This is a genomic window from Synechocystis sp. PCC 6803 substr. PCC-P (assembly GCF_000284455.1).
Lineage (GTDB): Bacteria > Cyanobacteriota > Cyanobacteriia > Cyanobacteriales > Microcystaceae > Synechocystis.
This window is the reverse complement of sequence record NC_017039.1, coordinates 1,801,711-1,823,798: the sequence shown is the minus strand read 5'-3', so window position 1 is coordinate 1,823,798 and position 22,088 is coordinate 1,801,711. Positions and strand designations below refer to the sequence as shown.

General features: G+C 44.6%; 20 protein-coding genes and 1 tRNA gene. 17 read left to right on the top strand and 4 right to left on the bottom strand.

The window, feature by feature from the left end; genetic code table 11:
* The first annotated feature begins 38 nt into the window (after positions 1 to 38).
* On the top strand, positions 39 to 803 hold the full coding sequence (locus SYNPCCP_RS08655) for a metallophosphoesterase family protein (protein ID WP_010872859.1): 765 nt from the start codon (positions 39 to 41) through the stop codon (positions 801 to 803).
* A gap of 281 nt (positions 804 to 1,084) precedes the next feature.
* Here the strand turns inward: SYNPCCP_RS08655 and petG are convergent, their stop codons facing one another.
* Positions 1,085 to 1,201, bottom strand: a complete 117-nt coding sequence (petG, locus tag SYNPCCP_RS08650) for a cytochrome b6-f complex subunit V (protein WP_010872858.1) — start codon at positions 1,199 to 1,201, stop codon at positions 1,085 to 1,087.
* A gap of 130 nt (positions 1,202 to 1,331) precedes the next feature.
* Here petG and SYNPCCP_RS08645 point away from each other — a divergent pair.
* The 8 genes from SYNPCCP_RS08645 (at position 1,332) to dnaG (ending at position 7,916) form a co-directional block, all read left to right on the top strand.
* Positions 1,332 to 1,405: transfer RNA gene (locus SYNPCCP_RS08645), tRNA-Arg, on the top strand.
* A 235-nt stretch (positions 1,406 to 1,640) separates the two neighbouring features.
* On the top strand, positions 1,641 to 2,105 hold the full coding sequence (locus SYNPCCP_RS08640) for a universal stress protein (protein ID WP_010872857.1): 465 nt from the start codon (positions 1,641 to 1,643) through the stop codon (positions 2,103 to 2,105).
* Positions 2,106 to 2,150: 45 nt separating this feature from the next.
* Entirely contained in the window at positions 2,151 to 2,717 is a 567-nt protein-coding gene (locus SYNPCCP_RS08635; protein ID WP_010872856.1) for a hypothetical protein, read from the top strand.
* Between the two features lie 17 nt (positions 2,718 to 2,734).
* Entirely contained in the window at positions 2,735 to 2,947 is a 213-nt protein-coding gene (locus tag SYNPCCP_RS08630) for a hypothetical protein (protein ID WP_010872855.1), read from the top strand.
* A gap of 209 nt (positions 2,948 to 3,156) precedes the next feature.
* The gene (psb32, locus tag SYNPCCP_RS08625) at positions 3,157 to 3,882 is read left to right on the top strand and encodes a photosystem II repair protein Psb32 (RefSeq protein WP_199303606.1); all 726 of its coding nucleotides are present in this window, start codon (positions 3,157 to 3,159) and stop codon (positions 3,880 to 3,882) included.
* A gap of 51 nt (positions 3,883 to 3,933) precedes the next feature.
* Positions 3,934 to 4,533, top strand: a complete 600-nt coding sequence (locus SYNPCCP_RS08620; RefSeq protein ID WP_010872853.1) for an L-threonylcarbamoyladenylate synthase — start codon at positions 3,934 to 3,936, stop codon at positions 4,531 to 4,533.
* 240 nt (positions 4,534 to 4,773) lie between these two features.
* Positions 4,774 to 5,856, top strand: coding sequence for a photosystem II q(b) protein (gene psbA, locus SYNPCCP_RS08615; protein WP_010871214.1), 1,083 nt, complete (start codon positions 4,774 to 4,776; stop codon positions 5,854 to 5,856).
* Between the two features lie 152 nt (positions 5,857 to 6,008).
* The gene (dnaG, locus tag SYNPCCP_RS08610; protein ID WP_010872852.1) at positions 6,009 to 7,916 is read left to right on the top strand and encodes a DNA primase; all 1,908 of its coding nucleotides are present in this window, start codon (positions 6,009 to 6,011) and stop codon (positions 7,914 to 7,916) included.
* Positions 7,917 to 8,399: 483 nt separating this feature from the next.
* Here the strand turns inward: dnaG and SYNPCCP_RS08605 are convergent, their stop codons facing one another.
* Positions 8,400 to 9,317 (bottom strand): S1 RNA-binding domain-containing protein, encoded by a 918-nt coding sequence (locus tag SYNPCCP_RS08605; protein WP_010872851.1) that lies wholly within the window; start codon positions 9,315 to 9,317, stop codon positions 8,400 to 8,402.
* 149 nt (positions 9,318 to 9,466) lie between these two features.
* On the opposite strand from SYNPCCP_RS08605, the gene SYNPCCP_RS08600 reads away from it, so the two are divergent.
* A complete protein-coding gene (locus SYNPCCP_RS08600) occupies positions 9,467 to 10,540 on the top strand; it encodes an aromatic ring-hydroxylating dioxygenase subunit alpha (protein WP_010872850.1) in 1,074 nt (357 codons plus the stop codon).
* Positions 10,537 to 11,217, top strand: coding sequence for an ATP-binding cassette domain-containing protein (locus SYNPCCP_RS08595; RefSeq protein WP_010872849.1), 681 nt, complete (start codon positions 10,537 to 10,539; stop codon positions 11,215 to 11,217). Before SYNPCCP_RS08600 ends, SYNPCCP_RS08595 begins: the two co-directional genes overlap by 4 nt.
* Here the strand turns inward: SYNPCCP_RS08595 and SYNPCCP_RS08590 are convergent.
* Positions 11,214 to 13,025, bottom strand: coding sequence for a SpoIIE family protein phosphatase (locus SYNPCCP_RS08590; protein WP_014407176.1), 1,812 nt, complete (start codon positions 13,023 to 13,025; stop codon positions 11,214 to 11,216). The genes SYNPCCP_RS08595 and SYNPCCP_RS08590 overlap by 4 nt on opposite strands.
* Before the next feature lie 244 nt (positions 13,026 to 13,269).
* Positions 13,270 to 13,641 (bottom strand): response regulator, encoded by a 372-nt coding sequence (locus SYNPCCP_RS08585; RefSeq protein ID WP_010872847.1) that lies wholly within the window; start codon positions 13,639 to 13,641, stop codon positions 13,270 to 13,272.
* Between the two features lie 183 nt (positions 13,642 to 13,824).
* Here SYNPCCP_RS08585 and SYNPCCP_RS08580 point away from each other — a divergent pair, with 183 nt between their 5' ends.
* The 6 genes from SYNPCCP_RS08580 to hemN all read left to right on the top strand — a co-directional run bounded on the left by SYNPCCP_RS08580 (position 13,825) and on the right by hemN (position 22,029).
* A complete protein-coding gene (locus tag SYNPCCP_RS08580; RefSeq protein WP_010872846.1) occupies positions 13,825 to 15,849 on the top strand; it encodes an ATP-binding protein in 2,025 nt (674 codons plus the stop codon).
* 200 nt (positions 15,850 to 16,049) lie between these two features.
* Positions 16,050 to 17,438, top strand: coding sequence for an LCP family protein (locus SYNPCCP_RS08575; protein WP_199303601.1), 1,389 nt, complete (start codon positions 16,050 to 16,052; stop codon positions 17,436 to 17,438).
* 96 nt (positions 17,439 to 17,534) lie between these two features.
* Positions 17,535 to 17,900, top strand: a complete 366-nt coding sequence (locus SYNPCCP_RS08570; protein WP_010872844.1) for a hypothetical protein — start codon at positions 17,535 to 17,537, stop codon at positions 17,898 to 17,900.
* 574 nt (positions 17,901 to 18,474) lie between these two features.
* On the top strand, positions 18,475 to 19,551 hold the full coding sequence (gene acsF, locus SYNPCCP_RS08565) for a magnesium-protoporphyrin IX monomethyl ester (oxidative) cyclase (protein ID WP_010872843.1): 1,077 nt from the start codon (positions 18,475 to 18,477) through the stop codon (positions 19,549 to 19,551).
* A 64-nt stretch (positions 19,552 to 19,615) separates the two neighbouring features.
* Complete coding sequence (locus SYNPCCP_RS08560; RefSeq protein ID WP_010872842.1) at positions 19,616 to 20,368, top strand: heme oxygenase (biliverdin-producing); 753 nt, start codon at positions 19,616 to 19,618, stop codon at positions 20,366 to 20,368.
* A 260-nt stretch (positions 20,369 to 20,628) separates the two neighbouring features.
* The gene (hemN, locus tag SYNPCCP_RS08555; RefSeq protein ID WP_010872841.1) at positions 20,629 to 22,029 is read left to right on the top strand and encodes an oxygen-independent coproporphyrinogen III oxidase; all 1,401 of its coding nucleotides are present in this window, start codon (positions 20,629 to 20,631) and stop codon (positions 22,027 to 22,029) included.
* Positions 22,030 to 22,088: the final 59 nt, after the last annotated feature.

Sequence of the window (22,088 nt, the reverse complement as noted above, 5' to 3'; positions counted from 1 at the left end):
GTCCTGCAAATTTCCCCCTGCCCCGGCTCGCTTGATCCATGCCCAATCCTCGACGCATTGTCTTTGGTGATGTCCACGGCCATTTCGACGCCCTTACTGCTTTGTTCGAGGCGATCGCCCCCAATGAAAGAGATGGGGTTTACTTCGTCGGTGACCTGATCGACCGAGGTCCAGAAAGCGCCAAAGTGGTGGATTTTGTCATGGAGAACAAGTACCATTGCCTGTTGGGTAACCATGAACAAATGATGTTGGATGCGGTGGGGGGCTTTAACTTTTCTCCCCAACTACTACATGCTTGGATTTATAGCGGCGGCAAATCAACCCTAGAAAGTTATGAGCACCAGATTCCCCAAAGCCATGTGGACTGGATGCGCAACTTACCCCTCTATCTTGACCTGGGGGATGTTTGGTTAGTCCACGCTGGGGTAGATCCCCGCCTCCCTATCGAAGAGCAGGGAGAAGCCCAATTCTGTTGGATCCGGGATGAGTTCCATCGCTACCCCTATCCCTACTTTGCCAACAAGTTAATTATCACCGGCCACACCATAACGTTCACCTTTGCCAACGTGGAGCCGGGTAAGTTAGTGTCGGGCCCCGGTTGGTTGGATATTGACACTGGGGCCTATCATCCCAAAAGTGGCTGGCTCACTGCCCTAGAACTAAATAACCAAGAAGTGTATCAAGCCCATATCTTCACCAATGAAGTCCGCCGTTTGCCCCTGGAAGACGCAGTGGTTCCCCTGCCGCCCCAGAACTTGCATCGTTCCCGGCAGAAAGGGAAAAAAAGAGGTCTGCTGGGGTAGCCTGAGAGCCTGTTTTAAAAGCCCCCTGGCCCCCAATTTTTTTGGGAAACTGAGTGAAAGTCCCCCGTTATTGGCGGATATTGTCCATGAAGCACTCAGCCGCAGCCAGCTAGAAACGACCTATGGTGGAGACCCAAAAAATTAGCCGATTCTTTTTTGACCAAGGCCAATCAAAATTGAGCCCCAACTCGCTACTGCTGAAATTGGGGTTTTCCTGCACCAAATCTTGGTCAAAGTGAGAAAGTATTTATTTTAGGAAAATGACCGATGACGGAGGTTCCCTAATCCAAGTTGAACTGGTTGCCCCGCTTATACTGCAGGTAGGCCGCCACAAACAGCCCTGCTAGGGTTACAGGAATTAGTCCAAGTACAATGCCGAGCAATAGGGGTTCGATCACGGGTTTTCTCCAAAGGGTTATTTATTATCTTTGCTATCCTACCAAAAATTCCCCCAGTGCTTCCCATGCAAAAAGCTTGCGGAAGTTTCGACCACTGTGATAGTGTTATAAATCGTCAGGTAAACGACTGGGGCTTGTAGCTTAGTGGATTAGAGCGCGTGGCTACGGACCACGAGGTCGGGGGTTCGAGTCCCTCCAAGCCCGTTTTTTGCATCACGCCGATTATTATCATCGGGCTGGGCTCCCTAGCTGGGCCCAGTTTTTTTATAGCTATGGAGTTGTAGACTTTAGCTTTCCGGCCTGAGCACAGGGGACTATGAATTTCCCAGGACCAAACCAAAGATTCGGCTATCTACAGAGGCTAGAATTAGAAGCATCAAGGTGAGTTTGACGCACTCGTGTTTTGCTAGGCCACAGATATGGGGCAGGAGTTTCCACCATGGGCTACGGAAAGATTTTAGTTGCCTTAGACCGTTCTGAATTGGCCAAGGAAGTTCTACAGCAGGCGATCGCCCTAGGCCAGAAAGAATCCTCCCAGTTGATGGTGTTCTACTGTATTCCAGTGGACAGTCAGGATTTGAGTATTTACCCCAGCTTTTATGGGGAGGCGGCCATTGGCTTTTCCCAGATAATTAAAGAACATTTGGAAGAACAACAAACGGAAGCCCGGGAGTGGCTGCAATCCATTGTCCAACAGGTGCAGGAGGATGGGGTGGCATGTGAGTGGGATGTAAAAGTCGGGGAACCAGGGCGCTGGATCCGTGACATGGCCAAAAATTGGGATGCTGATTTGGTAGTGCTTGGTCGCCGGGGGCTCAAGGGTTTGGCAGAGGTATTTTTGGGCAGTGTTAGCAGTTATGTCATTCACCACGTGCAATGCTCGGTTTTGATTGTCCAACATTAGCTAGCCGGATTATCCTCGCCCCCGCTTAAATTTCCCTATTTTTTGATGACGGATTTACCCCATTCCCCGGAGTCGGCATCGACATCAGACCGGGACCGACAGATTTTTCTAGAGGCGATCGCCGGTCGGGAAAGAACCTTGGTAGATGTGATTGGCCAGGCGGGGGGAGATTTTCTCAAAGGAGAGTCCCCCGTACCTAAGTTAATACAGCGAAAGACAGAGCTGAAATTGTTTGTCAACGATCATTTGCAGGACTCTGAAGGGGCATTATTGTTGGTGTTACAAACCCGCATTGACGAAGCAGACGCCTTAATTAGCAAACATTTGGAGCTTCCCCTAATAGCCTTGACCACCATGGTGGAGCAGGTGCTAGATAATTCTGCCCTGTTGACAGAAATTGTGCGTCAAGCGGATTTTCGCTGGGGACAAATCTATGGTGAACGCCCCCATTTTGAAATTCCCGGCAACCCCCCCCATCCCGATGACCCCTACACCATGACGTCGGTCACAGCCCAGCTTGAAACTTTACTTCGGGTATTGCCGCCGAAAAGTCCAGAAGTCAAGACTTTTGATAGTCTTAGATTGAGGGCCATCGTCGATGGTCTTTGTTAGTCAAGGAAAAACACTTCATGGAAAAAATTTGGGTCAATGAACAACTAGATCCCGCAGGCATTGTCTATGCTTGCATTGCTTGTCTGGACGAAGACGCCGCCCAGGATTGCCATCGTTCTTGGCAAGACAATCTGACTCCTGCCCAAAAAGCAGAGGGATGGACAGCGCAACTCCGCATGGTTAATTCCTGGGATGATGTCCCCGTTAATGCCCTTAAGTTAAGTTTTTAGCCAAAATCACTCAGTTATTCCCACTATCATTTTGGTATTAGAAAGGGTTTATTTTGCTTCTTTCCACTGGATACTGGATAGTAGATATATGCCATGGTCCCCAAACCTGAGTCAGAGCCAATCTTAAGAAATAGCCGTTGTTCCGCTCAACATTTGTCTTTGACCTGTTTTTGGTAAGCTGAAGGGTGGAGTTTCACCGGCAATTGCCCATGACTGTCGCCCCTCACCATCCCTTCAATCTGAGTATTTTTTGTAAACGTTTGCTCAGTTTTTTGTTTTTAACCCTAGTACTTTTGGGGCTAAGCCCCGCCCCTTCCCTGGCCACTGGGGTTTATGACCTGCCAATTTTGTCCCCTGGCTCTAAGACCTTCCTGGTGGATCAAGCAGAGGCCATCAGCCTGGCCAATGAAAACAGACTCAATAGCGATCTAAAAAAATTAGCCCAGTCCAGTGGGCAAGAAGCCCGGTTTGTAGTTATCCGCCGCTTAGATTTTGATGCCACCATTGACGGCTTTGTTAATGATCTGTTCGAGCGTTGGTATCCCGATGAAGCCAGCCAGAGCAATCAAACCCTATTGGTGCTAGATACCCTCACCAACAGCACTGCTTTGCGTCGGGGAGAAACGGCAGAGTCCCTATTGACCGATGAGATGGTGGATAGTTTACTGCGGGAAACCCTAGCTGTTCCCCTCAAGGATGGGGCAAAGTATAACCAAGCGTTGATTGAAGCTGACAAACGTTTGGGCGCAATTTTAGCTGGACAACCGGACCCGGGTCCTCCAGCCCTGGAAGAAATTAGTTTGGAAGGAACTTTCACTACAGCGGAAGAAACCGACGATACCAGTGCCACCGTTTGGGTAGTGGTGCTGTTGGCGTTGGCAACCCTAATTCCCATGGTGACTTACTTCTGGTATGTGGGCTTACCGGGACGGTGAACATATTCCGCTGGTAATAATAATTTTGAATTTTATGAGTCGGACTTAACCGTGCCCCTAGTTAGTCAATCGGATTTAGTCTCAGCGGCGATCGCCCATCGGGTCGTCAGTTTTCCCACGGATACAGTGCCGGCTTTGGCGGTGCGTCCAGAAAACTCAGCTTTAATTTACGAGCTTAAACAACGGGAAGCTAGTAAACCATTAATTTTGATGGCGGCAACCGTAGAACAAATTCTCCCTTACCTGGCAGGTAGTCAGCGGGAAAAGCAACTGTGGCAGGCAGTAATGGCAGAATATTGGCCCGGTGCCCTAACTTTGGTACTGCCGTGCAGCGAAAAGTTGCCCCCGGAAATCAATCCCCGTCAAGACCAGACCATTGGGGTTCGCATTCCCCGCCAGGCGATCTCCCTAGAAATTTTGCTGCAAACGGGACCCCTGGCCACCACCAGTGCTAATTTGTCGGGACAGCCCCCCCTGGAAAAGTTGGCCGATATTGCCGAAACTTTCCCTGCCGTTCATTGTCTAGATTGCCTCAGCCTGGAGCAACAGGGGCCAATTGGCAAAGGTCTACCGTCCACCGTTGCCCAATGGGACGGAGCAAAGGAAATCTTCCAAATTCTGCGCCAAGGGGAAGTTGTGTTGCAGGATTAGTGGCTTTCCATCTCCCCACCACCACAGACTGAAGCCCCAACGGAATCAATCACCCCTCTAATGGCGATCGGCAACCCCTAGCAACCACCGGCTAGACAGATTTTTTTCAGCAAGCTATTTACAAATTGTTACAATCTTGTTATATTACTCATATACATAACCGGCTCCCAAGCAAAGAAATCTCTGAGCTTGAGGCCAAATCCTTTGAACATTGACAAATACATAAGGAATTATAACCAAATGACAACGACTCTCCAACAGCGCGAAAGCGCTTCATTGTGGGAACAGTTTTGTCAGTGGGTGACCTCTACCAACAACCGGATTTATGTCGGTTGGTTCGGTACCTTGATGATCCCCACCCTCTTAACTGCCACCACTTGCTTCATCATTGCCTTCATCGCCGCTCCCCCCGTTGACATCGACGGTATCCGTGAGCCCGTTGCTGGTTCCTTGCTCTACGGTAACAACATCATCTCTGGTGCTGTTGTACCTTCTTCCAACGCTATCGGTTTGCACTTCTACCCCATCTGGGAAGCCGCTTCCTTAGATGAGTGGTTGTACAACGGTGGTCCTTACCAGTTGGTAGTATTCCACTTCCTCATCGGCATTTTCTGCTACATGGGTCGTCAGTGGGAACTTTCCTACCGCTTAGGTATGCGTCCTTGGATTTGTGTGGCTTACTCTGCCCCCGTATCCGCTGCCACCGCTGTATTCTTGATCTACCCCATTGGTCAAGGCTCCTTCTCTGATGGTATGCCCTTGGGTATTTCTGGTACCTTCAACTTCATGATCGTGTTCCAAGCTGAGCACAACATCCTGATGCACCCCTTCCACATGTTAGGTGTGGCTGGTGTATTCGGTGGTAGCTTGTTCTCCGCCATGCACGGTTCCTTGGTAACCTCCTCCTTGGTGCGTGAAACCACCGAAGTTGAATCCCAGAACTACGGTTACAAATTCGGTCAAGAAGAAGAAACCTACAACATCGTTGCCGCCCACGGCTACTTTGGTCGGTTGATCTTCCAATATGCTTCTTTCAACAACAGCCGTTCCTTGCACTTCTTCTTGGGTGCTTGGCCTGTAATCGGCATCTGGTTCACTGCTATGGGTGTAAGCACCATGGCGTTCAACCTGAACGGTTTCAACTTCAACCAGTCCATCTTGGATAGCCAAGGCCGTGTAATCGGCACCTGGGCTGATGTATTGAACCGCGCCAACATCGGTTTTGAAGTAATGCACGAACGCAATGCCCACAACTTCCCCCTCGACTTAGCGTCTGGGGAGCAAGCTCCTGTGGCTTTGACCGCTCCTGCTGTCAACGGTTAATTCCTTGGTGTAATGCCAACTGAATAATCTGCAAATTGCACTCTCCTTCACCGGGGGGTGCTTTTTGCTGGTTGACCATGCTTGAGTAGAGCTTAAGTTGACAAGTATCTCTCCCCATCGTCACTCTTAGAAGGAGAGTAGGTTGATTTATCATGGATAACCTCCGTCTGCATCCAGACACCATCCAAGAAATTAAGCAAAGAATAGACATTGTCGAAATTATCGGCGATTATGTCGTGCTCAAGAAAAGGGGGCGGGATCACCTTGGCCTATGTCCTTTCCACGATGAAAAGTCACCGAGTTTTAGTGTCAGTCCAGCCAAGCAAATGTATTATTGCTTTGGTTGTGGGGCTGGGGGCAATGCCTTTAATTTTTTAATGGAACTGGGTAAGCGTTCCTTTACAGATGTGGCTTTAGATTTAGCCCGTCGCTATCAAATCCAAATTCAAACCCTAGAGCCGGCGCAAAAACAGGAGTTACAACGGCAACTATCTCTGCGGGAACAGCTCTATGAAATTATGGCTGTGGCTGCCGGTTTTTATCACCATACTCTTTTTCAACCCCAAGGACAGGAAGCTCTAACTTATTTGGATCAAAAACGTTGTTTATCTTCAGCTACGATCCAAGAATTTCAGTTGGGTTATGCTCCAGCTGGTTGGGAAACTCTTTACCGCTATTTGGTGGAGCAAAAACGTTATCCTGTGGCGGCAGTGGAACAGGCGGGCTTAATTAAGGCTCGTCAATCTGGTACTGGTTATTACGATCAATTTCGCCATCGTTTGATGATTCCGATTCGGGATGTTCAAGGTAAAACCATTGCTTTTGGCAGTAGAACCTTGGGAAACGATGAGCCGAAATACCTCAATTCTCCAGAGACTCCTTTATTTCATAAAAGCAAGACTTTATTTGGTTTAGACCAAGCCAAAACTGCTATTCAAAAAGTAGATGAAGCAATTTTAGTAGAGGGCTATTTTGACGTTATTGCTCTGCACGAAAGTGGTATTAAGCAAACTGTGGCGGCCTTGGGAATCGCCTTAAGTCGAGACCAAGTACAAAGTTTGATGCGGTTTAGTCAATCTAAGCAAATTATTTTTAATTTTGATGCCGATAAGGCTGGTATTAATGCTACCCAGCGTGCGATCCAGGAAATTGAGCCTTTGGTTTATAGTGGTCAAGTTAATTTGCGTATTTTGAACCTACCGGCGGGGAAAGATGCCGATGAGTTTATCCACAGTAGTGCTGAAAATAAAGAAATTTACCAAACTTTAGTTAAGCAGGCTCCCCTCTGGGTAGATTGGCAAATTCAACAATTGCTCAAGCAAAAAAATCTCAAAGATCCCCTCGATTTTGAGCAGGTAGCCAGGGGGATGGTGGACATTCTAAAACGTTTAACAGACCAAAATAAACGGGCCTACTATCTACAGTTATGTGGAGAAATTTTGAGTCAAGGAGACAGTCGTTTAATTAGTTTGCAAGTTAATAATCTTTCTAGTCAACTGACCTATGGCGATCGCCCTGGAAAAAATGGGTCTAGGCATTGGCAGGCCAAGGATCCCACCAGTAGCCTGCTGGAGAAGGCGGAAGCTCTATTGTTGAAAATATATCTCCATTGCCCCCAGGAACGGCCAACTATTGATCAAATATTGACGGAAAACGATCTTTTATTTAGCTTTGCTCACCATCGTTTACTGTGGCAAAAAATTGACCAGGTGCGGGAGTATTTTAATTTGGATTCCGACCCCGATAATCAGCTACCCCTACTAGTGCAATTAGCTTACCTGGAGCAAGAGGGAGACTTTAACTCCGTTGAGTCTCTTTTTCAACTGACGGAAACCAGTGCCGAAGATCTGTTTCGAGCTAATCTGCGCATTCCAGAGGCGATCGCCATTATGGAAAAAGTGCCTTGGGAAAGTTATCAAAAGCATTGCTTTGGTAAACTGCAACAGTTAGATCCCCGTACCCAAGCGGAGGATTTTCGTTACTATCAAGAGCAGTGGCAAAAAGCTCACCAAGAAATTCAACGGCTAGAAAGTCAACGCCTGAACCAACCGCTCAATTAATAGACTAATTCCCCAAATTTTGCTCTGGGGAGAAATTGAAGTTTTTTCAATATCCTTGTCTTCTATTGCGATAATATGGGGACAAAATTTTGTCTGATCCCAAACCAGTTAAAGACAAAATTCTCATAGTTCAGGTAGTTGCAGAAAACGGTCATAAAGTCTCAGACTAGTTGCTTTAAGATCAAATTGGGGACAGAAATAACCAAACTTTATTTTTTGTTACAAAAATCGTGTTCCATGTTACAATTTTCTATATAGAAATCAAAGACTGCGCGAGTTGGGAAACCGCCACTGAGATTTCCTCAAGCAACAACAACATTTGGTGGAGTCAGGGAGAGTTTCTCTGACTCTTTTTGGTATTTGGCTCCCCAATCCCAGCTTGGAGGATAATGCTCGAAGCGTACTTAAAACTGTTTTACTGAGTTGCCTGGGTACCCTGTTTTAGTCATCGTTCAAACTGGGGAGAGTCCTTTAAATCTATCCTTAACTTTTTTCCAGTTGCTCCTGTTTATCGCCCAAATTTTGCTTCGATTGTACCAGAGGTAAGCGATTGGGAGCATCGGCCATCATTTCGTCAAATTTTTCCACCAATTCCCCAGGATAGGTTTCCAAAATACGGGTGGAAAGGGAAATGCGATTTTTATACTCGTCAATTTCTTGGACGTAGACACTGATGGCTTGGCCAAAGGCGAACAGGGTATTGAGGGAATCAACCCTGGTGCCGCTCACCTGGCTGACATGGAGTAAACCCGTTACCCCTTCAATTTCCACAAACACGCCATAGGGCTGAATTTTAGCCACTTTGCCTTCGTAGATATTGCCCGCCGCAATTTTGCCCATGGATTCGGCCTGTTGGATGCGACGCTGGGTCAACACCAATTTATTGTTATCCTGGTTGGCCTCGAGGATATGGGCTTTGAGCACTTGCCCCACCAAAGCGTCCATATTGTCCTTGTGCATAAGGTGCGATCGGGGAATGAAACCCCGCAATCCTTCCACATCGCCCACCACGCCTCCTTTGTTGGTACCGGTGACGACCATTTCGAGGGTTTTGCCACTCTCCTCCAACTCTGCCAAATTTTCCCAAGATTGCTGGATTTGCAACTGACGTCGAGAAAGCCTTACCTGCCCTTCGTCATTTTGTTCACTGGTGACGAGGAAATCCCAGGCACTATCTAGGGGAAAACTATCCTCAATTTCTGCGTGGGGCCGTAGACCTAATTCCTGTACAGGGACAAAGCCAGGGGATTTACCGCCAAAATCCACATAGACTCCCTCGTTAGCGTGCTGACAGATTTTGCCATGGACGGTTTGACCTTTCTCCGCATGGTAGTCGTGTTTGTCAAGGGCTTTGGCAAATTCATCGAGGGAAAAGGCTGCACTGTTGGAGGAAGAAGGCATACGAGAACAGATTGAAAAATCATTTTGAATGCCTTATTCTAGCAGGATTGCTTGGGACTTTCGTGACAAGCTAGTTCCAGTGTGGGACGGCCCTTACCTGGGTAGGATCAGTTTTTTGCTTTACCTTTACCGCTGTTGTTGGCTTGCTAATGAGCGCTCTTTCTTCCCATAGTCAAGTATTGTCTATGCTGCGTACTACCCCAATCAATTTCAACCATTGGTATGTGGTGGCCCAAGCAGGGGAATTAGGTCAGGGACCACTGGGAATTGTTCTTTGGGAAAAGGCGATCGCCATTTATCGGGACCAGGATGGCCAGGTGCGGGCGGTGGAGGATCGTTGTCCCCATCGTCAAGTGAAGTTGAGTGAAGGGAAGGTGTTGGGCAATAATTTAGAATGTGCTTACCATGGTTGGCAGTTTGATGCCCAGGGCCACTGTGCAAAGATCCCCTATTTTAGCGAGGATCAAAAACTTCCTCCCTGCCGTTTGCGCACCTATCCTGTGCAGGAAAAAGATGGGTTTATTTGGCTTTATCCAGGGGATCTAGACCATCTTGCCAGCCACGGACCAGAGCCCTTGGCGATACCAGAATGGCACCATTTAAACCACATTGGTAGTTTCGCCGCCTTTGATTGCCCGGGTCATTTTTCCTACCTGATTGAAAATTTAATGGATATGTACCATGGGCATTTACACGATAATTACCAGGCTTGGGCCTCTGCTTCTCTCCGGGAAATTGAAACCAATGGCGATCAGGTGGTGGTGGACTACAATGCCCAAAGTTATTACAAAATTGATAAAATCTGGTCCATTTCCCAACTGTTTTTCCCTACCCTAAGACGATTGCATCCAGAAAATTTGCGGGTGAGTTACATCTATCCCCATTGGTCCTCTACGTTGGGAGCAGACTTTAAAATTTACTGCCTATTTTGTCCCATTTCTGCCAACAAAACCAAGGCCTATTTAGTCCACTTTACTTCCCTAGAAGCTTTTCCCAAACTACATAAACTACCCGTTGCCTTTAGGAGTTTTTTAAAAAATTGGCTATCGGGAACAGCCCGGCCCTTACTAGAAGGTTTGATTGACCAGGATATTCGCATGATTTCCCAAGAGCAAGCCGCTTTTGAGCAGAACCCAGATCGCCAAAATGTGGAAGTTAACCCAGCCCTAGCTAAGGTCCAACAATTAATTCGTCAACAGGCCTTGGCCTCGGAGAATGCATGACTTCTTTGATTAAATTAATCGGGGTTAGCACCACTGAAATAACTGGCGCCACTGTTTTACTTAATAATATTTCTCTCCACATTGACCATGGGGAAATTATTGGTCTCCAAGGGCGATCGGGGGCTGGAAAAACCACTTTACTAAGGCTATTCAATCGGCTCCAAGAGGCAAGCCAGGGCAGTATTTTTTATGATGGAAAAGCTTTAACTAAATATCCGATTCAGCAACTGCGCCAAGAAATAGTTTTAGTGCCCCAGGAGCCAAAACTTTTGGGTATGACAGTGGAAGAAAGCTTAATTTATCCTCTAGAATTACAAAAAGTTAGCAAAACAGAATGTCAAAGGCGAAGGATTCGGGCCTGTGATATTTGGGAAATTCCCAGTGATTGGTTAGATCGCAATGAGTTACAGCTTTCTGTGGGGCAAAGACAGTTGGTTACCATCGTACGGGCCACCATGTTAAGTCCTCGCATTCTTCTGTTAGATGAACCTACTGCTGCTCTTGATCCGGCGTTAGCCCAAAGGGTTTTAACACAACTAAAATTAATCAACCAAGAAAATGGTACCACTATGGTTATGGTTAACCATACGCCGGAATATTTAGAAAATTTTTGTCAACGTATTTTCACCCTCTGCCAAGGAGAATTAGAGCAAGAAACTACTCTAAAAAATAGTTAAGTTGTTTGAAATTTAATCGCTAGCAAAGTAATGTCATCAAACTGTTGAGCTTCCCCCATATGTTCCTCCAGGGACTCCTTGATATTAAGCATTAATTGATCAACTGAGTTAAACGAACTGCCTAGGGCGTTTAATAATTTTTCCTTGCCAAAAAAGTTACCAGTGGGTGATTTTGCTTCCGTTACGCCATCGGTGTAGGACAGTAGTAAGTCTCCTGGCTGTAGAATAATTTCTGCCGTTTTAAACTGCAGATCAGGCAGCATTCCCACCGCTGGTCCTGTGGAGGTTAACTTGGTTTTCAACTGGTGGTTACTATCGACAATAAAAACCGGTTCGTGACCGCCATTAATATAGGACAATTTACCACTGCTAGGTTCTAGAATGCCAAAGAAAATTGTGGCAAACATACTAGCTTCGCCATGGTTAATAGCGACGTAATTATTGATTAATTTAATAGACTCCAATGGTTCAAAATTAATGTTATTGAGCAAATTGTCTAGGTTGACATCTAGTAGACCCTGACCGCTAGGCAAATTAAAAGAAGGATTGATTAAACCATCCAGGGCCGCTTGCCCGGAAAAAATGCGAATTAAACTGCGGAATAATCCCATAAATAATGCGGCCCCTACCCCTTTGTCACAAACGTCCGCCACCACTATTCCCAGGCGATCGCCAGGAAGCTCAAATAAGTCATAAAAATCTCCAGCCAGTTGTTGGGCCGGACTAAAGTAGGCAGAAAATTCCCACCCGCTCCTGGTTAATAAATGGGCTGGCAAAAAATTCTTTTGCATTTGTCTACCTTTTTCTAGCTCCTTAGCCATCATTTCTGAGAGGCCTTCCACCTGTTGGGTATATAACTTTTCTTGATCCCGTAAACGCTTTTTTTCTAAGGAAGAACCGATGCGAGCCTTGAGTAATACTGGGTCGAAGGGTTTGGGCAAAAAATCTTCCGCCCCCATCTCAATACAACGAATAATACTCTCAAATTCATCTAAAGCTGAAACAATAATGACCGGAATATGCTGGAATTCTACACTGGTTTTTAAATATTCTAAAAACTGGTCTCCATTAGTTTCTGGCATGAGTAGATCCAGCAAAATTAGATCGTAATTTTGACTTTGGAGAAGACCTAACACGTCCTTCGCACTTAAACAAGTGGTGACTGCATGGCCTTTGCGGGTTAAGTGTTGAAAAAATAAATCTAAATTGCTGGGATTATCGTCTACCACCAGAATTTTGCCTTTTAACAGTTCCCTGGAGTCAACACCATTAGTTTTGATATTGCCTAGGGAAATTTCATTGGTATTTGAGGAAGATGGAAAGATGAAATCAGGGGATAGACCGGTTCCATTGCCGGGATTTAATGATTCTAAAAAATTGGTAAAAATTGATTCAATATTATTGACTAAGCCCTGCAAGCGTAAGGCCGCTAATTTTATTTTTCTTATATCTTCAGTAAGTTCAAGTTCATTGGTGCATTCCTCTGCTTCGAGCAAACTATCGCAGTTAAGAATGATGTTAGTAATGGAAAAATTAGTGCTGTGAGGAATGGTGGAAAAAAGCTTCTGAAAATCCGACTTATCCTCTCCGTCAGAATGCTTAACAAATAGGTTGATAATTTCAAGTAACTTCTGTGCTTCCACCAGTAATGTATCTATTTCTTCTGTAAGGGGAGAATTGGCTTCTGCTAACTCTTCTTGAACCATTTCCCCATAGCCGACAATCGCATTAATGGGAGTTCTGAGCTCGTGACGAATGAAAGCGGTGGCACTTTCTATATCAACTGAATTAATAGAAGGATTCATCATTTATTAAAGAACTTATAGTTGATCAACCTAGTTTTACGAATTATTTTAGCCTTTACTGATAATTAATAATTCCCAAATTTTGTCAGACCTAGGTAACTTAAATACCCTTGATATGCCCTGACTAGATGATTGCTAACTCAAAATATAACCACCTTTAAATTTTTGTTGCTCCCAATGGCAAAGGATTATTTCACGAAAACTATTAATAAATTGGGTGATCAAAAAAGTAAAGATCAATAACACTTCAATTAATCAATGCCTCCATTTTTTGTAACAGACGCTTGATTTCAATCGGCTTGGTATCGTAGTCGTCACAACCGGCGGCGATCGCCCTTTCTCGGTCACTGGCCATGGCATGGGCGGTCAGGGCAATGATGGGAATGTGAGCTCCATCGGGATGACCTTTAATTTGCTTAGTGGCAGTCCAGCCATCAATGATCGGCAGACTCATGTCCATTAGAATAAGCTGGGGAGACTCCGAGATAGCCATGGTCACAGCCTGTTCACCGTCAACGGCTATCACCACCTCGTATCCTTTGCGGATCAAGCGACGGGATAGCATGTCGCGATTCATTTCATTGTCTTCAACTAGGAGAACCTTAGCCATAGATTCCATACTGAACAGTTGTTAGAATTATAGCAATAGTTGCCCTGTTTTATTCCCCATCAGGTTGTTTATCTTTAGCCCCCAAAATTCACCCAGACAAGAAATGTTCCTTCGCTGATTTAACCCATGGGGGAAATGCTGGTGTTATTTCCACCAAAATCTTCAGTAATTGTATATGAGTAATTTTTAGCCATGGTCTCAATTATTAAGTCGGTGCGAAGAAGTTTACTGCTTAAATTTGTACTTTCCTATTTTTGTCTTTCCAGCGTGGTAGTGGCGTCAATTTTCTTAGTTGCTAACTACAGGGCAGTTAAGGGCATAGAAAGCCAAACCTTTAATCGTCTAAATATTTCTAATAACCTCAAAGAATATCAATTAGAGCAATGGATGGAGGGACAAAAAGATACATTATTTTTACTCAGTGATATTAACAGTATTCAGGCAAATACTGAATTGCTAAAAAACACTAGCGTTAGTGACCCTCAATATAAAATAATTCAGAAGAGATTAATTGAAGAGTTGCGAGAGATTGATCTGTTTCTGCCTCATATTGAAGCCATTAATATTCTCAACACCGGTGGTATTGTGGTGGCTTCTAATAACTTGGATGAAATCGGCGTCTATAAAGGCATTGGCAACCAGACCACTTATTTTGCCAATATTAATTCCAATTTTAAAACAGTGCCAAATTTCTATTTCTCTAAGGTTTATAATCGTCCTAGTATGACCTTTGCCACTAACATAAAGCATGATATAACTCGGGAAAGACTAGGTTATTTGAGTATAGATATTAATTTGAATGCCGTTGATGATTTAATTCGCAAACGTACTGGATTAGGAGACACGGGAGAAACGTTTTTGGTAGGAGAAATAAATAATCAAGTTTCGTTTATTGCGTCGGATGAAAACAAAAAATTGACGGCCAATGGTTCCAAACCAAATTTTAATAGCTTGGGAATCAATTCAGTAATGGCTGGCAATAGTGGCCAGGGTAGCTATGTTAATTATGCTGGCACACCAGTGTTGGGGGTGTACCAGTGGATAGAAAAATATAATTTAGCTTTAATTACTGAAATTAGTGAGGTAGAAGCCCTGGAATTGGCTAGGCGATTTACCCGCATGTTAGTGTTAGTGGGATTGGTGAGCACAGCTTTGCTTTTAATTGCGGTTTATCTATTATCCATCAAAATAACTAAACCAATTTTGCTTATTACTAAAGCCGCCATTGATATATCTTCCGGCGATCGGGAGGCTAGGGCTCCAGTGCTAGGAGAAGATGAACTGGGTATTCTAGCCAAATCTTTTAATTTGATGACCAACGAGTTGCGGGAATCCAATTCTAGTTTAGAGAAAAAAAATCAGGAATTGGAGCTAGCCCAAAAACAATTAGCAGTTGCTAATTCTTGTTTAGAGGAAAAGGTTCAACAAAGAACTGAGGAGTTAGAAAATACAGTCAAGGCGTTGGAATTAGCCAGTTCCGAAGCCGAAGCTGCCAATGCTACGAAAAGTATTTTTCTTGCTAATATGAGCCACGAATTGAGAACTCCCCTGAATGCCATCATTGGTTATAGTGAAATGTTAATTGAAGAAGCTGAAGACTTAGATTCAGAAGAATTGGTGCCAGACTTGGACAAAATTTTGCGTTCTGGTAAGTCATTGTTGGCTTTAATTAATGATTTACTAGATATCTCCAAGATTGAAGCAGGAAAAATGGAACTCTATTTGGAGACATTTAACCTCAAGGAATTGATCGCAGGCATTCTTGATACTATCAGTCCCTTGCTTAAAAACAATAACAATAAATTAGAGGTGGAAATTTCCCTGGAATCTGAAGAAGTCTATGGGGATTTAATTAAGCTACGGCAGGGGATACTAAATCTGCTTAGTAATGCCAGTAAATTTACCAAGGATGGGATTATTAGTTTTATCGTTGAGGAGTTCAAAGTTGACGAAAAAGACTGGCTTTCATTTCAGGTAAAAGATACGGGAATTGGTCTGACTGAAGAACAAATGTCGAAATTATTTCAACCTTTTACCCAGGCAGATTCCTCCACGACCCGTAAATATGGTGGCACTGGCTTAGGTTTAGCTATTACCCGAAAATTTTGTCAGATGATGGGGGGGGATATCTATCTAACTAGTGAAATAGGAGTGGGCTCTAGCTTTACTATTAAACTACCTAAATACGCTCAATTAAATTCTGCTAAAAATGATTAATATTTGTCTTTTTTTGACTACTTTAAAAGCTTGTTCATAGCCATGGCGGTAGGGAAGAGAAATTTTTCTTGCCAATGCTGCGGTGATTTTGCTAGTATCCAATCCAATTACCTTATTACCTTGGGACCCGCCTAGAGCACCAAAGGACGTCATACCAATTGGAGAAAAATATCAATGGTTAGTTTAGGGTCAAACTGGTGATGGCTAAAAATTCTAATAAACGGGGTGGGGATAGTCATAATGGCAAAAAATCCCCCCGAAAGGGGAAATTCCAGGGCGGTAAGTGGTTATTAACGGGTTTTGCTCTAACGGCGATCGCCTTAGTGTCGGCGGGGGCAGGATCTTTGTTGGCCATGTATTCGACTCCCCTGGGCCAGAGCGAACTTACACCGGAGCAGGCAGCGGTATTTGGCCAGGAAAAGGCCGTTTCCTACAAGAACCTCAATATCCCCCAACTCAGCCGCCCCATTAACGTGTTGCTGCTGGGTACCAAGGTATTAACCTCCGAAGAACCGGACCCCAGTCAGCCCAATCCCGGCTACCATGCGTTAGTCAATTCGGTGGAGGGCCTCACCGATACGATGGTATTGATTCGCCTTGACCCGAAGGAAAAATCCTTGGTGGTGCTATCCATTCCCCGGGACACTAGGGTGGAAATTCCCGGCTACAGCGGTGCCAGAAAAATTAACCAGGCCAATGCGTTGGGGGGCCCGGCTTTGGCCGCCATGACGGTGACTGATTTACTTGGGGATGTGCCCATTGACCGTTATATTCGGGTGAATGTACAGGCGGTGGAAAAACTTATTGATGCCTTAGGGGGGGTAGATGTATATGTGCCCCGGGATATGAAATATCAGGATGATAGCCAGCGTTTGTACATTAATCTCAAGGAAGGGCAACAGCGGCTAGACGGGGAAAAGGCTCTACAAATGTTGCGGTTTCGCTACGATGCTCTGGGGGATATTGGCCGGATTCAAAGACAGCAAATAGTAATGCGGGCGGTGGTGGAACAGGCCCTCAAACCCCAAACGATTCTACGGATACCGGACATCGTCAAAATTCTCCAGTCCAACATTGACACAAACTTGAATATGGAGGAGTTAGTGGCGATCGCCGGTTTTTCGGCACAAATTCCTAGGGAAGACGTCAAAATGTTGATGTTGCCGGGGGATTTTAATGGCACTGGCCGCACTAGTATTAGCTACTGGCTACCCCACCAGCCAAAAATTCAAGCGATGACCGAGGAATATTTTGGGGCCATGGCCACCAATTCTTGGTTGTGGGATATGGATGAAGACTTAACTGCCCTCGACCCCTATGGTCTCCGCATTGCCATCCAAGATAGTACTGATCGCCCCCAGGCAGTGAAAGCTTTGGTCAAAGAGTTGGAGACTGCCGGTTATAGCCGCATCAACGTAGTCAGTGCCTTTTCCCCGCCCTTACAAACCACCAGGGTAATTGCTCAACAAGGCGATCATTTGGGGGCCAGGCAAGTACGCAATAGTATTGGTCTGGGGGAAGTTTTAGTGGATAGCAATGGTTATCTGATTTCCGACGTTACCATTCAAATCGGGGCTGACTGGCCATAGGAAATTCCAGCGCCCTATTTTTGTTAAAATTCAGTCACAATTAGTTTGTACACAATTCACCATAAAATCCCGCCCAATTAGGAGAACCACATTAAAATGTTAAAAAAATTGTTTGGCGCTAAAAAAGAATTTTACGTCCAGTTAGATGAAAGCCAAGCCCCCGCCCAGGTGGAAGAGGCCGACGTGGCGATCGTAAAATCGGAGGTAGCTCCGGTGGAAAAACCGGCTCCGACCACTTCGAAAAAAACTTCCATTAAGAAAAAGTCTGCTACTAAAGCGGCTGCCCCAGTGGAAACTCCTGCCTCCGCTCCAGTGGCCCCGGCTCCCAAGGCCAAAGTTGATCCCAGCCAGGTGGCCTTTGCTAGTGGTGACCCCATTCCCCAAAATGTTGCTCGTCGTACCCCTGGCCCTAGTTTGAATCGTTTCAAGGAAATGGCTCGCCAAGTTAAGGTTAAACGCTAAAAACCTCATTGATTTACTGTTTTATACTCAATTAGGCTAAATCAGGGGCAACAGGGGTTGATAAAAACTTTTAGATAAGTAACTTCAGTCCATAAAGCGTACCCTGTCTTAACTAAATCAGTCATAACTTTGGTCTAGCCATTTGTGGGGGTGCCATTCCCTTCCACTGCTTGTGAGAATAATCACAGGCAGTTTTTTTGTTACTTCGATTCAGAATCTGTTGGTAAAGTTTCAATTTTCCTCTCAATCGAACCACTAAAGCTCTAGGAATACCGGGGAAATTTTATCTAGCTTTCCACCAAATTTGGAGGCCAGGGGGGTTCTTAAAATAGGCTCTGAGGCTTCAACTTGCAGACATTAGCATTTCTTTACAAATAATCAAAACCCAGGCCAGGTAATAATTTTTCCCCTTTGGAAACTATGGGGTAGCAATGGAAACTGTCTTGTCAGGATCCGGGGAATTGGACAGGATGAAAGGCAACATCAAAAATTTTCCCTGGGTTTTCACCCTGATTTTCTTTTAGGCTTTTTGCCATAATCCTTATCCCTTTTAAGATTCTCCTGTTAATTAACGATGGTATCCACTACCCTACCGACTCAGTTAGAAACCATTCGCCCCGGCATTAAAGCTCCGGTAAAGGAAACTCTCCTTACCCCCCGTTTTTACACCACCGATTTTGATAAAGTTGCCAATCTGGTGTTGACCCTCCAGGACGAGGAAATTGAAGCGGCGTTGGAGGAATTGCGAGCCGATTACAATCGTTATCATTTTGTGCGTAACGATGATTTCAAGCGTAGTTTTGACCACATTGATGGGGCCACCCGTTTAGCCTTTATTGACTTTTTAGAGCGGTCCTGCACCTCGGAATTTTCTGGTTTTCTGCTATTTAAAGAGTTGTCCCGTCGTCTCAAAAATCGTAGTCCCAAATTAGCAGAGGCTTTTCATCTTTTGGCTAGGGATGAGGCTCGCCATGCCGGTTTTATTAACAAAGCTATGGCGGATTTTGGTCTTTCCCTCGATTTGCGTTATTTAACCCAAAAAAGAACCTATACTTTCTTCCCGCCAGAGTGGGTAATTTACACCGTTTATTTATCAGAAAAAATTGGTTATTGGCGTTATATTTTAATGTTTCGCCATTTAGAAAAGAATCCCGACCACAATATTTATCCCCTATTTAACTATTTTGAGTGTTGGTGTCAGGATGAAAACCGCCACGGAGATTTTTTCAAGGCTTTACTCCGTTCCCAAACAGCCCTGTGGAAAACTTGGCAATCCCGACTTTGGTCCCGCTTTTTCCTCTTAACGGTGTTTGTTACCCATACTCTAACCGTGTTTGAGCGGACGGATTTTTATCAGTCGGTGGGGCTAGATGCTAAGCAATATAACGTGGATGTGGTGACAAATACCAATGCAACGGCAGCAAGAGCTTTTCCAGAAGTTTTGGACACGGATAATCCTAAATTTTTCCCCCGCCTAGAAGCCTGTGCCAGCGCTAACGAAAAACTAACGGCGATCGCCAACAGCGAAGCCCCGAAATTGGCCAAATTCTGCCAAAAGGCACCGTGGATTGCTGTGATTATTTGGCAAATGATCTGTATATTCCTGCAAAAGCCAGTGGACGCCGAAGCCCGTCGGGGGATGGTGTGTTAATTTATTCAACTTTTAACTTACTCCAATTGTTTGCTGATTATTGCTAATTACCTTTGGTAAAACCATGACTAACCTTGCACAAAAACTCCGCTACGGTACCCAACAATCCCACACTTTGGCAGAAAACACTGCCTACATGAAATGCTTTTTAAAAGGCATTGTAGAGCGGGAACCATTTCGGCAATTATTAGCTAATTTGTATTATCTTTACAGTGCCCTAGAAGCAGCTTTACGCCAACATCGGGACAATGAAATTATTAGCGCAATTTATTTTCCAGAATTGAATCGCACTGATAAATTAGCTGAAGATTTGACCTACTATTACGGCCCTAATTGGCAACAAATAATCCAGCCTACTCCCTGTGCAAAAATTTATGTCGATCGCCTCAAAACTATTGCAGCAAGTGAACCGGAACTACTCATTGCCCATTGTTACACCCGTTACCTAGGGGACTTATCCGGTGGTCAAAGCCTGAAAAATATTATTCGTTCCGCTTTACAATTGCCGGAGGGAGAGGGCACGGCCATGTACGAATTTGACAGTTTGCCTACCCCAGGCGATCGCCGTCAATTCAAGGAAATTTATCGGGATGTGCTGAACAGCTTGCCCTTAGATGAAGCCACCATAAACCGGATTGTTGAAGAAGCCAATTATGCTTTTTCCCTCAATCGGGAAGTTATGCATGACCTCGAAGACCTGATCAAAGCGGCGATCGGTGAGCACACATTTGACTTGTTAACTCGCCAGGATCGTCCAGGCAGTACTGAGGCTCGCAGTACCGCTGGTCATCCCATCACCCTAATGGTAGGTGAATAGGTTAAACGGGAAAATTAAGAGAGTGTTTATTTCAATTTAATACTCTCTTTTGCAATTTTATGTAGACACAATCTAGATAAAAAACAATCAAATGTGAGTTAAGTTGTCAATATTTTTACTATTGCTTGATTTTGGCAACTCAATATTCAGTTAATTCAAGAGAATTTGCAAAATATTTTCCCAGCGATGAAAACAGTTGTAAAATTCTCTAAATACTTCGATAAAAATTCATTTAAATAATCCTGATAGTATCTAAATTTATGACCACCACATTTCCTACTGTTGAGTTTAGCGCTGAGTTATTAAACAAATACAATCAAGGCATTCCCCGCTACACTAGCTATCCCCCTGCCACAGAGCTAAACAAAGAATTTGATCCTAGTGATTTTCAGACAGCTATTAACCTGGGCAACTACAAAAAAACGCCCTTGTCCCTTTATTGTCACATTCCTTTCTGTGCTAAAGCTTGTTATTTTTGCGGTTGTAATACCATCATCACCCAGCACAAACCAGCGGTGGACCCCTATCTAAAGGCAGTAGCCAAGCAAATTGCCCTAGTGGCTCCTTTAGTTGATCAACAAAGACCGGTGCAACAACTCCATTGGGGGGGGGGCACCCCCAATTATTTAACCCTGGAACAAGCAGAATTTTTATTCAATACTATTACTGATGCTTTTCCATTGGCAGAAAATGCTGAAATTTCCATTGAAATTAACCCATGTTATGTTGATAAGGATTATATTTTTGCCCTACGTCAACTAGGTTTTAATCGCATTAGTTTTGGAATCCAAGACTTTAATAGCCAAGTGCAACAGGCAGTTAATCGTATTCAACCGGAAGCAATGTTGTTTCAGGTAATGGATTGGATTCGTCAAGCTAATTTTGACAGCGTTAATGTGGATTTAATTTATGGCTTGCCCCATCAAAACCTAGCAACATTCAGGGAAACCTTACGCAAAACAGCTCAGCTTAATCCTGACCGCATTGCCGTGTTTAATTTTGCCTATGTGCCTTGGCTCAAGCCAGTACAAAAGAAAATGCCCGAATCAGCCCTTCCTCCAGCGGAGGAAAAGTTGAAAATTATGCAAGCTACCATTGCAGACCTTACCGAGCAAGGCTATGTATTTATCGGCATGGACCATTTTGCCAAACCCGATGACGAGTTGGCGATCGCCCAACGGCGGGGAGAATTACACCGTAACTTCCAGGGTTACACTACCCAACCGGAGTCTGATTTATTGGGTTTTGGCATCACTTCCATCAGTATGTTGCAAGATGTATATGCCCAAAATCATAAAACATTAAAAGCTTTTTATAATGCCCTAGACCGAGAAGTAATGCCTATAGAAAAAGGGTTTAAACTAAGTCAAGATGATTTAATTCGTCGCACTGTAATCAAGGAATTAATGTGTCAATTTAAACTCTCTGCCCAGGAATTAGAAAGCAAATATAATTTGGGCTTTGACTGTGATTTTAACGACTATTTTGCTAAGGAATTATCGGCCCTGGATGTCCTGGAAGCGGATGGTTTACTCCGTCGGTTGGGGGATGGCTTGGAAGTTACCCCCCGGGGGCGAATTTTAATTCGTAATATTGCCGCTGTGTTTGATACTTACCTACAAAATAAATCCAAACAACAGATGTTTTCTCGGGCAATTTAAGGACTCTTTTTCCTTAGGTAAATCATGATCAAATCAGCTAGAAGAACTAGCAAATAAAT